At 60.7% G+C, this 13,399-nt stretch carries 11 protein-coding genes and 1 tRNA gene; 8 read left to right on the forward strand and 4 right to left on the reverse strand.

The genetic code is table 11. From position 1 onward, the window contains the following. Positions 1–10 precede the first annotated feature (10 nt). A complete protein-coding gene (locus HV796_RS02020) occupies positions 11–844 on the forward strand; it encodes a competence/damage-inducible protein A (protein ID WP_175224673.1) in 834 nt (277 codons plus the stop codon). A 140-nt stretch (positions 845–984) separates the two neighbouring features. Here the strand turns inward: HV796_RS02020 and HV796_RS02025 are convergent, their stop codons facing one another. Next, the gene (locus HV796_RS02025; RefSeq protein ID WP_175224675.1) at positions 985–1,449 is read right to left on the reverse strand and encodes a rhodanese-like domain-containing protein; all 465 of its coding nucleotides are present in this window, start codon (positions 1,447–1,449) and stop codon (positions 985–987) included. A 98-nt stretch (positions 1,450–1,547) separates the two neighbouring features. On the opposite strand from HV796_RS02025, the gene HV796_RS43335 reads away from it, so the two are divergent. From HV796_RS43335 to ntrC, 4 genes are all read left to right on the forward strand, one after another. Then, positions 1,548–1,736, forward strand: coding sequence for a hypothetical protein (locus tag HV796_RS43335; protein WP_217477834.1), 189 nt, complete (start codon positions 1,548–1,550; stop codon positions 1,734–1,736). Between the two features lie 147 nt (positions 1,737–1,883). Beyond that, positions 1,884–3,299, forward strand: coding sequence for a type I glutamate--ammonia ligase (gene glnA / locus HV796_RS02030; RefSeq protein WP_175224677.1), 1,416 nt, complete (start codon positions 1,884–1,886; stop codon positions 3,297–3,299). Between the two features lie 164 nt (positions 3,300–3,463). Next, on the forward strand, positions 3,464–4,612 hold the full coding sequence (gene glnL / locus HV796_RS02035; protein WP_175224679.1) for a nitrogen regulation protein NR(II): 1,149 nt from the start codon (positions 3,464–3,466) through the stop codon (positions 4,610–4,612). A gap of 81 nt (positions 4,613–4,693) precedes the next feature. After that, entirely contained in the window at positions 4,694–6,220 is a 1,527-nt protein-coding gene (gene ntrC / locus HV796_RS02040) for a nitrogen regulation protein NR(I) (RefSeq protein ID WP_175224681.1), read from the forward strand. Between the two features lie 60 nt (positions 6,221–6,280). Here the strand turns inward: ntrC and xth are convergent, their stop codons facing one another. Next, the gene (xth, locus tag HV796_RS02045) at positions 6,281–7,057 is read right to left on the reverse strand and encodes an exodeoxyribonuclease III (protein WP_175224683.1); all 777 of its coding nucleotides are present in this window, start codon (positions 7,055–7,057) and stop codon (positions 6,281–6,283) included. A 230-nt stretch (positions 7,058–7,287) separates the two neighbouring features. Here xth and HV796_RS02050 point away from each other — a divergent pair. Both HV796_RS02050 and HV796_RS02060 read left to right on the forward strand, forming a co-directional pair. Continuing rightward, positions 7,288–7,361 (forward strand) — tRNA-Met (locus HV796_RS02050). Positions 7,362–8,690: 1,329 nt separating this feature from the next. Beyond that, the gene (locus tag HV796_RS02060) at positions 8,691–11,129 is read left to right on the forward strand and encodes an aminotransferase class V-fold PLP-dependent enzyme (RefSeq protein WP_175225009.1); all 2,439 of its coding nucleotides are present in this window, start codon (positions 8,691–8,693) and stop codon (positions 11,127–11,129) included. Between the two features lie 227 nt (positions 11,130–11,356). Here HV796_RS02060 and HV796_RS02065 read toward each other — a convergent pair whose 3' ends face one another. Beyond that, positions 11,357–12,208, reverse strand: coding sequence for a LysR substrate-binding domain-containing protein (locus HV796_RS02065; RefSeq protein ID WP_175224685.1), 852 nt, complete (start codon positions 12,206–12,208; stop codon positions 11,357–11,359). Between the two features lie 110 nt (positions 12,209–12,318). Between HV796_RS02065 and HV796_RS02070 the strand changes: the two genes are divergently transcribed. Then, positions 12,319–12,963 (forward strand): LysE family translocator, encoded by a 645-nt coding sequence (locus HV796_RS02070; RefSeq protein ID WP_175224687.1) that lies wholly within the window; start codon positions 12,319–12,321, stop codon positions 12,961–12,963. A gap of 9 nt (positions 12,964–12,972) precedes the next feature. On the opposite strand, the gene HV796_RS02075 is transcribed toward HV796_RS02070, so the two are convergent. Then, on the reverse strand, positions 12,973–13,347 hold the full coding sequence (locus HV796_RS02075; protein ID WP_175224689.1) for a hypothetical protein: 375 nt from the start codon (positions 13,345–13,347) through the stop codon (positions 12,973–12,975). Between the last annotated feature and the right edge of the window lie 52 nt (positions 13,348–13,399).

Below are 13,399 nucleotides of genomic sequence, written 5' to 3' on the forward strand. Positions count from 1 at the left end.
CGAGGCGGCAATGGCATTTGGCGTGATCATCATCGGCGACGAAATCCTCTCGGGCAGACGGGTCGACAAGCATCTGCCGAAGGTCATCGAACTTCTGAAGGCGCGCGGCCTGTCGCTTGGCTGGGCCGACTATATCGGCGACGAGCCGGAGCGAATCACCGCGACGCTGCGCCGAACCTTCGCGAGCGGCGACATCGTGTTTTCGACCGGCGGGATCGGCGCGACACCCGACGATCACACGCGCCAATGCGCGGCCGCTGCGCTCGCGGTGCCGCTGGAACTGCACCCGGAAGCCGCGGTGTTGATCCGCGAGCGGATTCGCGAGATGCATCCGGCCGATGCGCCCAAGCCCGTCGACTACAACTCGCCCGACAATCTGCACCGGCTCAATATGGGCACCTATCCGCGCGGCGCATCGATCATTCCGAACGGCTACAACAAGATTCCGGGCTTTTCGATCAACCATCATCATTTCGTGCCGGGCTTTCCGGTGATGGCGTGGCCGATGATCGAATGGGTGCTGGATACCAGGTACGCACACCTGCACCATGCGACGCCGCACGCGGAAAAATCGTTGCTGGTATTTGAGTTGCCGGAGTCGACGGTGACGCCGTTGATGGAGAAGATCGAGCGCGATTTCCCGGGGGTGCGCGTGTTCAGCTTGCCGAGTGTCGGCGATGCGGAGCGGGGCGGCATTTACGCACGGCGCCACATTGACCTGGGCGTGAAGGGCGAACCCGAAGCGGTCGCGGCCGCGTTCGTCAAGCTGCGCGAAGGCGTGCACCTGCTTGGCGGCGATATCGTCGAAATAGATGCGGCCGCGCCGCCGAAGCCGCGCGGGTGAGCGTCGCCGGGAATTGCGGGATATCGCCGGGTATTGCTGGGTATCGCTGAGCGGAGTGTTGCTGGAATCGCGGGTGCGTGTCGCAGGCGCGCGAGGCAAGCGGCTTCACGCGCCCGTTGGGCGTTCTGTCAGGTTCGCTGTCAGGCGCCGATCCATGGCAAGCCGCGGAAGCACCAGCCCGACACGGTCTTCCTGTGTCCCTGGCTGTCCTTGTCGCCTTCGAACCCTTCGAGCAGATCCATCATTTTCGTGAACCCGGCCTGCGCGGCGGCGACGGCCGCGAGCTTCGAACGCGCGGCGCTGCGGCATAGCAGCAGCACCGGCGTGTCCGGCTTGGCGACCTGGCGCAACTGATCGATAAACTCGGCGTTCGGCACACCGCCCGGATAGCGGGTCCATTCGATATGCGCATACTGGCCGTCGCCAACGAGCGGGCGGCCGACCCAATCGAGTTCAGCGCGCGTACGCACGTCGATCAGCCGCACGCGCGGATCCAGTTCGAGAAGCTCGAATGCCTCAGCGGGGGACAATGCGCCCGCATAGGGAAGCTGATTGTCGACGCGGCGCTTTTCGGCCTGTGCGTATAACTGTTCGAGCGTGGTCATGACAGCGTGTCTCCTTTGAACCAAAAGACCATTCTAGCGCGCCGCGCATCGCAAGCGCGCCCGCACCGGTCGCCTTATATCATTCAGAGCGAAGCACGATGACTGCCCCGGAAAAGTGCAAAATAAGGACTCTGCACCAAAGTGAGGATTTAAACGGTCACGCACATTTTTTCCGCACATTGGTGGTGCGTATGCTTGCACGTCGCGATTTCGCGAGTCGCGCAAAACGTGCGACGATTCACGGCAACGGCGCGCCGTTCAATCCGACGCGCGTTGTTGGCGCATGATTGGCACGGAAGCTGCTTTAATCCGTGCCGTTCGATTCGACCCGCGTCGGTAAATTAAAGCTTCGGAACCCTGTAGACGCGCGGGAACGGGTCAGCTAGATTGGGCGGCGGCTAAAACCGCCGAAATCGTTAATCAGGAGATAGGTTATGAGTAAATCCGTGGCCGACGTCATGCAGCTCGTCAAGGACGAGGACGTCAAGTTTGTCGACTTCCGTTTCACCGACACGCGCGGTAAGGAACAGCACGTTTCGGTGCCGGTGTCGGCATTCGATGACGACAAGTTCGAAAGCGGCCATGCGTTCGACGGTTCCTCGATCGCCGGCTGGAAGGGCATCGAAGCGTCGGACATGCTGCTCGTGCCGGATCCGGACACCGCCTTCGTCGACCCGTTCTACGAAGAATCGACGCTCGTGCTGACCTGCGACGTGATCGAGCCGTCGGACGGCAAGGGGTACGAACGTGATCCGCGCTCGCTGGCAAAGCGCGCCGAAGCGTACCTGAAGAGCACCGGTCTGGGCGACACCGCATTCTTCGGTCCGGAACCCGAGTTCTTTATTTTCGACTCGGTGCAATGGAGCAGCGATATGTCGGGCTGCTTCGTGAAGATCGGCTCGGAGGAAGCACCGTGGTCGTCGGCGAAGGAATTCGAAGGCGGCAACACCGGCCACCGTCCGGGTCCGAAGGGCGGCTACTTCCCGGTTGCTCCGGTCGATACGTTCCAGGACATGCGTTCGGAAATGTGTCTGCTGCTCGAGCAGATCGGCATTCCGGTCGAAGTGCACCACCACGAAGTGGCGGGCCAGGGCCAGAATGAAATCGGCACGAAGTTCTCGACGCTCGTGCAGCGCGCGGACTGGACGCAGAACCTGAAGTACATCGTGCACAACGTCGCGCACACGTACGGCAAGACGGCGACCTTCATGCCGAAGCCGGTGGTCGGCGATAACGGCTCGGGCATGCACGTGCACCAGTCGATCTGGAAGGATGGCCAGAACCTGTTCGCAGGCAACGGCTATGCTGGCCTGTCGGAATTCGCGCTGTACTACATCGGCGGCATCATCAAGCACGCTCGCGCGTTGAACGCGATCTCGAACCCGACGACGAACTCGTACAAGCGTCTCGTGCCGCACTTCGAAGCGCCGGTGAAGCTCGCCTACTCGGCGCGCAACCGTTCGGCATCGATCCGTATTCCGCACGTGAGCAATCCGAAGGGCCGCCGTATCGAAACGCGCTTCCCGGACCCGATGGCGAACCCGTACCTGCTGTTCTCGGCGCTGATGATGGCGGGTCTCGATGGCGTGCAGAACAAGATTCATCCGGGCGAAGCCGCTGACAAGAACCTGTACGACCTGCCGCCGGAAGAGGATGCCAAGATCCCGACCGTGTGTGCCGGCCTCGATCAGGCGCTCGAAGCGCTCGACAAGGACCGCGAGTTCCTGACGCGCGGCGGCGTGTTCACCGACGGCATGCTCGACGCCTACCTCGAACTGAAGGAAGCGGAACTGCAGCGCGTTCGCATGACCACGCACCCGGTCGAATTCGAACTGTACTACTCGCTGTAAGCGGCGATGCGCTTCGCCGCAGGTCGGCGAAGCGCGCGTCCCACGCTCGCGATTAGAAGGACCCAAGGGACGGCGCTGCCGTCCCTTTTTGTTGGGCCACGCGCAACGTTTGCGGCGCACGAGGCGTGCGCTTCTTCATCGTCTGATCCACGCCGGACTGCAAGATGGTACTGAAGAATCTGATCAAGGCTAGAAAAGGGCACGGCCACGGCGAGCCGTTGTCGGAAGACGTGCAACTGGTCGAGTCCGGGTTGCTGCCGGGCTTCGAAGCGTTGCCGACGGTGGTGCTGGTACTGGAAAAGCGTACGCTGCGCGTGGCGTTTGCGAATCCTTCGGCCGAATCGATGCTCGAATTATCACGCCGGCAGCTTACGCAGATGGCATGGCACGACGTGTTTTCGAATGCCGATGAATTGATGGAGACGATTGCCGCTATCGCCGATCATCGATTCAACGCGACGCATCTCGACGCGGTGCTCGAACGACCGGGTCATGAGCCGTTGCACGTGCATGCGGTCGTCGGCTTTCTCGAAAGCGCGCAGGACTACGTGCTGCTCGAACTGTTCGAAAACGAACGGCATCTGCGCACCGACCGCGAGGAGCGGATTCATGATCTGACCGCGGTTAACAAGCAACTGATCCGCAATCTCGCGCACGAGATCAAGAACCCGCTAGGCGGCATCCGCGGCGCCGCGCAGTTGCTGGAGTTCGAACTCGGCGTGCGCGAGCGCGACGAGCTGCGCGAGTACACGCAGGTGGTGATCAAGGAGTCGGACCGGTTGCAGACGCTGGTCGATCGTCTGCTCGAACCGCACCGTCATCCGCATATCGTCGGCGACGTGAATATTCACGAGGTCTGCGAACGCGTGCGCGCGGTGATTCTCGCGGAGTTTCCGCGCGGGCTCACGGTCGTGCGCGACTACGACGTGAGCGTGCCGGACTTGCGCGGCGACAAGGAGCAATTGATCCAGGCGGTGCTGAATATCGTGCGCAATGCGGCGGAAGCGTTGCGCGAGAGGATCTCGCAGGGCGATGCGCGCATTGAATTGCGTACGCGCGTGGCACGCAAGGTGACGATCGCCAAGCGCTTGTGCAAGTTGGCATTGGACTTGCATATCATCGACAACGGGCCGGGCATTCCCGAGGAGATTCGAGACCGCATCTTTTATCCGCTCGTGTCGGGGCGCGAGGACGGCAGTGGTCTCGGATTGACGCTCGCGCAGACTTTCGTGCAACAGCATGAAGGGCTGATCGAAGTGGAGAGCCGCCCGGGGCATACCGAGTTTCAGATATTGCTGCCGCTCGACTGCTAACCCGCATGTGCCACAAGCGCGCCACCGTGCAATGCGCGTCAATGCTGAGTGTGGCGCACCACAAGACTTCTGACGACCTATATGAAGCCGATCTGGATAGTAGACGACGACCAATCGATCCGTTGGGTACTTGAAAAAGCGCTCGCGCGCGAGAACTTCGCGACGCGCAGCTTTGCGAACGTGCGTGAAGCAGCGGGCGCACTCGAGCACGACAGTCCGCAAGTGCTCGTATCCGATATCCGGATGCCGGGCGGCTCCGGGCTCGAATTGCTGCAGACTGTGCGAGACCGCGTGCCTGGCCTGCCGGTCATTATCATGACCGCCTTTTCGGACCTCGATAGCGCAGTGGCCGCGTTTCAGGGCGGCGCGTTCGAGTATCTTGCGAAGCCGTTCGATGTCGACAAGGCGGTCGAGCTGATCCGGCGCGCGGTCGACGAAAGCATGCGCGGCGAGCATACGTGGGACGAACGCGTGCCCGAGGCGCCGGAGATGCTGGGCCAGGCGCCTGCGATGCAGGATATGTTCCGCGCGATCGGGCGGCTGTCGCATTCGGCGGCCACCGTGCTCATTACCGGCGAATCAGGCACCGGTAAGGAACTCGTCGCGCGCGCGTTGCACCGACATAGCCCACGCGCGAGCGGCCCCTTCATCGCGTTGAACACGGCAGCCATCCCGAAGGATCTGCTGGAATCCGAACTATTTGGCCATGAACGCGGCGCATTCACCGGCGCGCAGGCGATGCGCCAGGGACGCTTCGAGCAGGCCGAGAACGGCACGCTGTTTCTCGATGAAATCGGCGATATGCCGTTCGATCTGCAGACCCGACTATTGCGGGTGCTGTCGGATGGGCAGTTTTATCGGGTCGGCGGGCATAACCCGTTGCGCGCGAACGTGCGCGTCATCGCGGCGACGCATCAGAACCTCGAAGCGCGCGTGCGGCAAGGGTTGTTTCGCGAGGACTTGTATCACCGGCTCAATGTGATCCGGCTGCGCTTGCCGGCGTTGCGTGAGCGCAGCGAGGACATTCCGTTGTTGACGCGGCATTTCCTGCAGAAGAGTGCGCGCGATCTGGGCGTCGAACCGAAACGCGTATCGGACGAGGCGCTTGCTTATCTGACGTCGTTGCCGTTTCCGGGGAACGTGCGGCAGCTCGAAAATCTCGCGAACTGGCTAACCGTGATGGCGCCTGCGCAGACGATTGAGATTAAAGACCTGCCGCCGGATCTGGTATCGACGCAACAGTCGCCGGTTGAAGCGGCGAGTGGCGCTGTGCTGACAGGGGGCGCGGCGGATGTTGCCGCGGTCAATGGTGTGGGGGCAAGCGCCACCTCCGCGCACACGGGTGGAGTGGTGGTGACGCCTGGTGTGGCGTCGACGGCGTCGGCGTCCGCGAGCGCGTGGGAAGGCGGTTTGCGTACTGAAGTTGCGCGGTTGCTGCGCGAGAATTCGCCGGATGTGATGGACGAGTTGTCGCGCCGTTTCGAAGCCGCGGTGATACGCGAAGCGCTCGATTTCACGCGTGGACGGAAAGTCGAGGCGGCGGAGCGGCTGGGCATCGGCCGCAATACGATTACGCGCAAGATTCAGGAGTTGAATCTCGAGCCTTGATGGTTCTTCACGCGCAAGCAGCAGACGGCGGCTCGATGGATGGCTCCATCGAGCCGCTTTTCATTCAGTGAGCGCAACGACTGGCGCGTGATCGGACGGTTGGTCCCATTTGCGCGGCGTCTTGTCGACGTCGCAATGCGTGCAGCTTTCCGCAAGCGGCTTCGACAGCAGGATATGGTCGATGCGTAGGCCCGCGTTGCGGCGGAACGCGAGCATCCGGTAGTCCCACCACGTGAAGGTTTTCTCGGGCTGATCGAACAGTCGGAACGAATCGACGAGGCCCAGTTCGATCAGACGCGCGAAGCTCGCGCGCTCTTCGGGCGATACGAGGTTCTGGCCTTCCCAGGCATTCGGGTCGTGCACGTCGCGGTCTTCCGGCGCGATGTTGTAGTCGCCGAGCAGCGCGAGCTTCGGATGCTGTGCGAGTTCGCTCGCGATCCAATCGTGCATCGCGTCGAGCCAGCGCAGCTTGTACGCGAACTTGTCGGTGCCTGGGGCCTGGCCATTCGGAAAGTACGCGCTAATCACGCGGATGCCATTGATGGTTGCGGCAATCACGCGTTGTTGTGAATCCTCGAAGCCGGGAATGTTTCGCACAATCGTCGCTTCGTCCACCTGCAGGCCGTTTCGCACGAGAATGCCGACGCCGTTATATGTCTTCTGGCCGGCGAACCAGCTGCGATAGCCCTTTTCCTCGAGCTCCGCGCGCGGGAATTTTTCGTCGGGCAGCTTGAGCTCCTGAAGACACAGCACGTCGGCCTGACTCAGTTCGAGCCAGTCGATCACGTGCTGCTGACGGACCTTCAGCGAGTTGACGTTCCAGGTGGCTAACTTCATTGCTGTTCTCGTTGATGTAGGGGCGACGGCGGGAAACGCGCGCGCTATGGCGTGTTGAGTGGGACTCGATACATCCGAATCTTACCGCGATCAGGTGGGGAGACCGTCGAAGGTCGTTTGATCAGGCACGCTGGCACGTGTGTTCGCGTGTTCTTCTCATTCTTTTGCGAAGAATCCGAATTTTGGTTTGACGAATTGCAGACTGATTCAGTACAATTCGCTTCCTCTGACGCGGGGTGGAGCAGTCTGGCAGCTCGTCGGGCTCATAACCCGAAGGTCGTAGGTTCAAATCCTACCCCCGCAACCCAGTGCAGCAAGCTTTCTAGCCGGTTTATATACCCAGTGAAACTTGTCCCGTTGTTCGTTTAGGGCAATCCTGGCGCATTTTGGGCGAACTCTCGCCACTCGTGAACCCGCCCTGTGCGGGTTTTTTGTTGCCCGTCCGTTTTACGTGTACCTGCGCTACGCGTACGGACCATCTGGTGTCCTGATGGTTTGTCCGGGTCACACTTCAACCTGAAACGTCATCGAACGAGCCACCAAACCGGCGACCGGTGCGTCCCTGCCTGTGTCAATTCCTGCACTCGTCAGACACCAGAAAAAGATCTGGCCTGCCGCGTCGAGCCGTCCAGTTGAAGTGGCCGTCCACCCCGGATTCGCTGGGGCGATCCCGAATCCGTCAGTGTCGAACAGTTCGATGCGCACACAACTACCTGTCATTGAGCGAGCGTGAGGACGACAATGAAGAAATCGCAATCTCCGAAGAACCCAACAGACAACCGCGTGCAAACGAACGCTATACGCGGCTTCCAATGTCGTCGCTGAATCACTGCAACCGCTCAATCGAGCAGCTACGCTGCGGTTTCCTTACTGGTCGCAACAGTTCCGCGCAAACCATGCGGTCATGGACGCCGATCGCCGCGCCGAGCATACCCGATACGCGATTGAACGCGGATGAAGCATTGCGGCTAATGGAGGGAGGCGAATTACTATCCGACGCGTGCAACACGATGCTTTACTTTGGCGATTCGTCGAAAGTGAGTCAGATTTAAATCGGCAAAATGCAGGTGGAGTATACATCCTCTTAAAGTAAACTCATTTAAAATAATGGGCGTTTACCCCATCTTATAACAGAAAAATATTGAAAATAATGCATGCAATAATTATGATCGAAAATGCCGGGGCGCATGGACCACACTATGGTGATGGTGGCGATGTTGCACATGATTTATGAAATTAAGGAAGAACCGTAGTTGCTTCGTCAGCATACATCCAGATCCTGATTAAATGAGTTATCAAACTTATTTTCTGGTTACCTCGGGCAGGCAAATCACGCGTGACTGCGGTTTACGGAATTCAAATTATCGCCGAATCCAGGCTCATTCACCTGACTGCGTTTATCAGACTCAGTGAAGTTTTGCGTTGTATAAATTAATTTGAGAAAATATTTTTGATGAAAGCTGTGCTTTCCCACATCATGCGCAAGAAATGGGGATATGCAGTATTTCCTTTATTTGATTGCCTGCGCGACGAAAGACTACCTGCGCCGTGAGGCCAGGTTCCATGCCCGGATTTGCGTTTTTCATCATGGCGTTCGGCGATCTCAATCGATATATCCTGCTCGGAGCCAGCAATGCATGACGCAGCGCCGCACCACTGCAAGACAGTATCGGACCAACAGTGGTCTCTAAGTACGTTCACGGAATTCTACGAGCGCGTCCTGGGCCCTCGGCTCTTTAAACCCTACGGCGAACTGCTCGTCCGGGAGATTCGCAAGGACATACATCCAGAGCCCGCCCTCACGAGCGTCCTTGAGGTTGCTTGCGGGACCGGCCGCATCACCACCCATCTCTATGAAGACGTGGCCAAGCCATTGAACCTGCGGCTCGTCGCCACGGACCTTTCGAAAATCGCCATCGACATGGCCAGGAAAGTGGTCAGCGAGGATCTTCGACGAAACGTCACCTTCCATTTCGACGTGGACATGGCGGACATGCCCTTCGCGGACAATAGCTTCGACATCGTCGTCTGCGGCTTCGGATTGATGTTTCCTCCGGACAAGGCCCGGGTCGCCCGGGAGTTCAAGCGGGTGCTGCGTCCGGGAGGGAGGATCTACGGCACTGTCTTCCATTACAACGAGCTGTTCGACCTGGCTTGGCGGCAATCTCAGAAGCACTTCGGGACCCCCTCGGCCATCCTGGACGCGGCCCTCAGTCTGACCGACCCCACCGCGATCATTGACGCCTTCTCCCGTGAGGGGCTCTGTCGGGGCATTAGCGAGGTCGCAACCTCCTGCCCCCTGTCCTTCTTCCTGGACGACTCTGACACCCGCGAGTTTCTCTTCAATGCCTGCATCCTCCTTGAGGAGTTCAACCAGTCCGACACACTCAGCCGGGAGAGGTATCTGAACGCGATGCTGCGGGAGATCCACGCGCAGGTCCCCACCCGAAGCTACCAGGTCAAGGCGTGGCTTTTGCGCGGGCAGGTCGATCAGGCCTGCAAGGAGTTCGTCGCTCTGAGCTCGCCACCCGATTTCTCAGCACTGAGCGCCTTCCGTCAGATGGCTCCGGAGGTCGTCGAGAATTGCGCGGACAGACCGCCGCTGCTCAGAGACTCGCAACTGATGCAGTCCTATCTAGTGATGAAGGCGGCCTTCCTGGTCGAGTATCCGAGGTATCCCGACGCCGAGGTCGAAGCGCTGCGCAGGAGCGATTTCTCACGACTGGATGCCCACCAGGCCACCTACCTGGACCATGTGGGTGGCACGCTCGCCCCGGAGAGCCTCCTCGAGGAGGACTATCAGGTGCTCAAGAGCACGATTCTTGGCAACCCGCACAGCGGCTCAAAGTCCTCCGATGTGGCCTATAAGAAGGCCCGAGCGGAAATCTATCGGTACTTCCGGTGTGCGCCGGACGAGTACGAAATCATATTCACGCCCAACGCCAGCGGCGCCATCCGCCTGGTGGCGGAGTCATTCCCCTTCGATGGCCGCTCGCAGGTCCTGCTCACCAAGGACAACCACACCTCGGTCCACGGCCTTCGGGAGTACGCGAAGGCCAAGGGCGCCTCGGTAAAGTACATCCCGCTGGACAAGGATCTGCTGATCAACGGCAGCTCGATGCAGCGCGCGATCGCGAAGCTCGCCCCCGGACACTCGCACCTGCTGGCCTACCCTGCGCAGTCCAACGCCACGGGCGCGAGGCACGACCTGAAGTGGATTCAGCTCGCGCAACAGCGGGGCGCAATGGTGCTTTGTGACGCGGCAGCACTCGTCCCTCAGTCCAGGCTGGATTGCTCAGTGCATCACCCGGATTTCATCGCGGTCTCCTTCTACAAGATTTTCGGCCATCCGACCGGAACCGGGTGCCTCATCGCCAGGAGGTCCTCGCTGCGCAAGCTGGCCCCGCCGTCTTTCGCGGGAGGGGCTGTGTGCTACTACTCGGGCCCTTGGTCTGCCACAGACCGGCTGCTGCGCTATGACGACGAGCAGCGGTTCGAGGTCGGCACGCCCAATTACGCGTCCTTCCATGCTATCGCACAGGGATTCGAGTTCATCTCCCGGCTAGGGCTTGAACACCTTGGCGCGCGCTCGACGGCGCTGGCGAGGTGGCTGGAGAAGCGGCTCCTGGAGTTGCGGCACGACGTCAGGAGCCAGACCCCGCTCTGCCGCATCTACGGGCCTCCGGCGGAGCACAAAGGCGCGACAGTCATGCTGAACTTCTTCGATTGCTACAACGCCATCTTCCCGCACGCGCTCGTCAAGCGGGTCGCCGAGTCCTTCGGCATCATTGTGCGCAACGGGTGCTTCTGCAATCTGGGCGCGGTGCAGCAGGCCACATACACCACCGCCGGCGCGGAGCACTGCGAGCTCGACAAGAAGGAGAAGATCATCGACTGCAAGACCTTCGACGACAAGATTCTCAACAAGGGCAACTGCGGAGCCATCCGGGTCTCGTTCGGCCTCGGCTCGAACTTCCGGGACGCCTACTGCTTCTACCTGTTCGCGAAGTGCCTGCTGAACACCGAGTGCGCGGGGCTGGAGGACACGCTGTCCCACTCGCTGGTGAACTGACCACGCCGAGTCCCCCGTTGCGTTGTCTCTTCGCACTCCACCGAGGACTGTGGATCGTGCAGCCCGGGGCGCCATCCCATAGCTGGACCGTCACCGCGCCGGCAGGTGTCGTTAAACAACACGAACCCCGCGCAGAGGAGGCTTTCCTCACCCCCATAGAATCGGCCAAAAATCGACCGACCACCCGTTTGATTTTGGTGCGCACATCGCCCGCGCTTGCAACGCCATCAAACGCTCAAATCCGCCAGCATCTGCCGAGCCAGAAAATCACACGGCGGCCTCGCCGACCGCGCACTACGCGCCAGTATCACTTCCAACGCCGCCAGCGGCGGCAGCCCCTCAGCCTCTCCCAGTTGCACAAGGTGTTTCGGCACGCTGCACAGCGCGAGCGGCGCGACAGCGAGTCCCGCTTCGACCATACTGAACAAACCGAGCAGACTCGGGCTTTCGTAGGACATCCGATACCGGATGCCTGCCTGCTGCAATGCCGTGGTTGCGTTCGCACGCGCCGCACTGCCTTGCGCAAACACGGCGATCGGCAACGGGCGCTCTTTCCACACCTGCTGATTGCCGCGTGCCGCGGCCCAAACCATCGGCTCGAAACGGATGAAGTCACCCGCTATGCCGCGAGCCTTCGTGATACAGGCCAGATCCAACGTGTTGTCCTTGAGCAGGGGAATCAGCGCGCTACTCGGCAGCCCGATTACGCGGATCTCGACGCGTGGGTGAGCCACCGCGAATTTCCGCAGCACAGGAGGCAGCAACGACGATGCGAAGTCATCGGGCACGCCTATCGTGACTCGCCCGCGCATTTCAGGGCGCACCACGGACGCCCACGCTTCCTCACGCATCGCGAGCATCTGTCGGCCGTAGTCGGCAAGCGTCCGGCCTTCCTGAGTCACGACGACGTTGCGCGTGGTTCGCGTGAAGAGAAGTTTGCCGAGCGCGTCCTCGAGTGCTTTGATCTGCATGCTGACCGCCGACGGCGAGCGACTCACGGTTTGCGCCGCACGGGCGAACGAACCGGTTTCCGCCACCGCGACCACCATTTCCAGCACGTCGAGATCGAGCTTTTTCATGCCGTCAGAAAATCTGAATAATGTGCTCAGTTTAATCCGTTTTACTTGTCTGTCGGGTCATCCGATACTCGCATCGTGATCGGGAGCGGACGGACGTCCACGGAGTGGGAATGGGAACGATGGTCGAATTCGTGACAGTGGGCGGCATGCTGGCTGTGACGCCCGGCCCGAATATGGTCTACGTGATGTCGCGCTCGGTCGGGCAGGGGCCGAAAGCGGGCTTGATCTCGCTTTCGGGTGTAATGCTCGGATACCTGTTCTATATGTTCAGCGCCGCGTTCGGGATCACTGCGCTGTTTGTTGCGATTCCCGGTGCGTGCCGCATCCTTGCGGCCGGTGGCGCGCTTTATCTGCTTTATCTGGCGTGGCAGGCACTCAGGCCCGGTGGCCGGTCGCCGCTGCAAATCACGCAGGTCCAGTTCGACAGGCCGCGGCGCCTGTTCACAATGGGCGCCGCGACGAGCTTGCTGAATCCGAAACTCGCGCTGATTTTCCTGTCGCTGCTGCCGCAGTTCATCAACTACGGCGCCGGTAGTGTGCTTCGGCAGTCGTTAGCGCTGGGCGGCACGCTCATTCTTGCGTTCGCATCCGTCAATGCGTTGGTCGCCGTATCGTCAGGCAGCGTAGCGGGTTTGATCGCGCACCGTCCGGGTTGGCTCCTCGCGCAACGTTGGCTTATGGGCACGATGCTTTTGCTGCTCGGCTTCAGGATGGGCTTCGACGCATGGCATTGGACAACCCGGATTGCGGCATAGGCGAGTTGCCTAGTGCTTAGTGACGTTCGCGTCGGAAGCCGCACCCGCACACGTATCCTGAACGGCGCCGCGCCTGCCTGCCATTCGGACGAGTCGACCAATGACCTGGCCTGCACGAACGCCTCCGAAAAATTCCACATCAAGTGTCGCGTCGAGCTCCGCGTGACGAGCAATGTTCTCTACGACTCCGATAAGCGTCGTGCGGTCTTCGGACGAAATGTGCTCGTTCGCGATCGCGCGTGCCAATGCGGCAAGTCTCGCGAACTGTTCGACATGCCGATGTCCGGCGATCAGCGCACTGTCGACGATGCGCTCAAGCAGTTCGACGCGCGCGTCGTGCTGCTCCAGATGCGGTGCGGGCTGGGGCGACGGGTTGATCGTCATCGTCTGATCTCCTTGGGCGAAATACAGGCATGCGCCCGTTTGCGATGGTGAG

Origin of the sequence: Paraburkholderia humisilvae (genome assembly GCF_902859855.1) — a bacterium.
Classification (GTDB): domain Bacteria; phylum Pseudomonadota; class Gammaproteobacteria; order Burkholderiales; family Burkholderiaceae; genus Paraburkholderia; species Paraburkholderia humisilvae.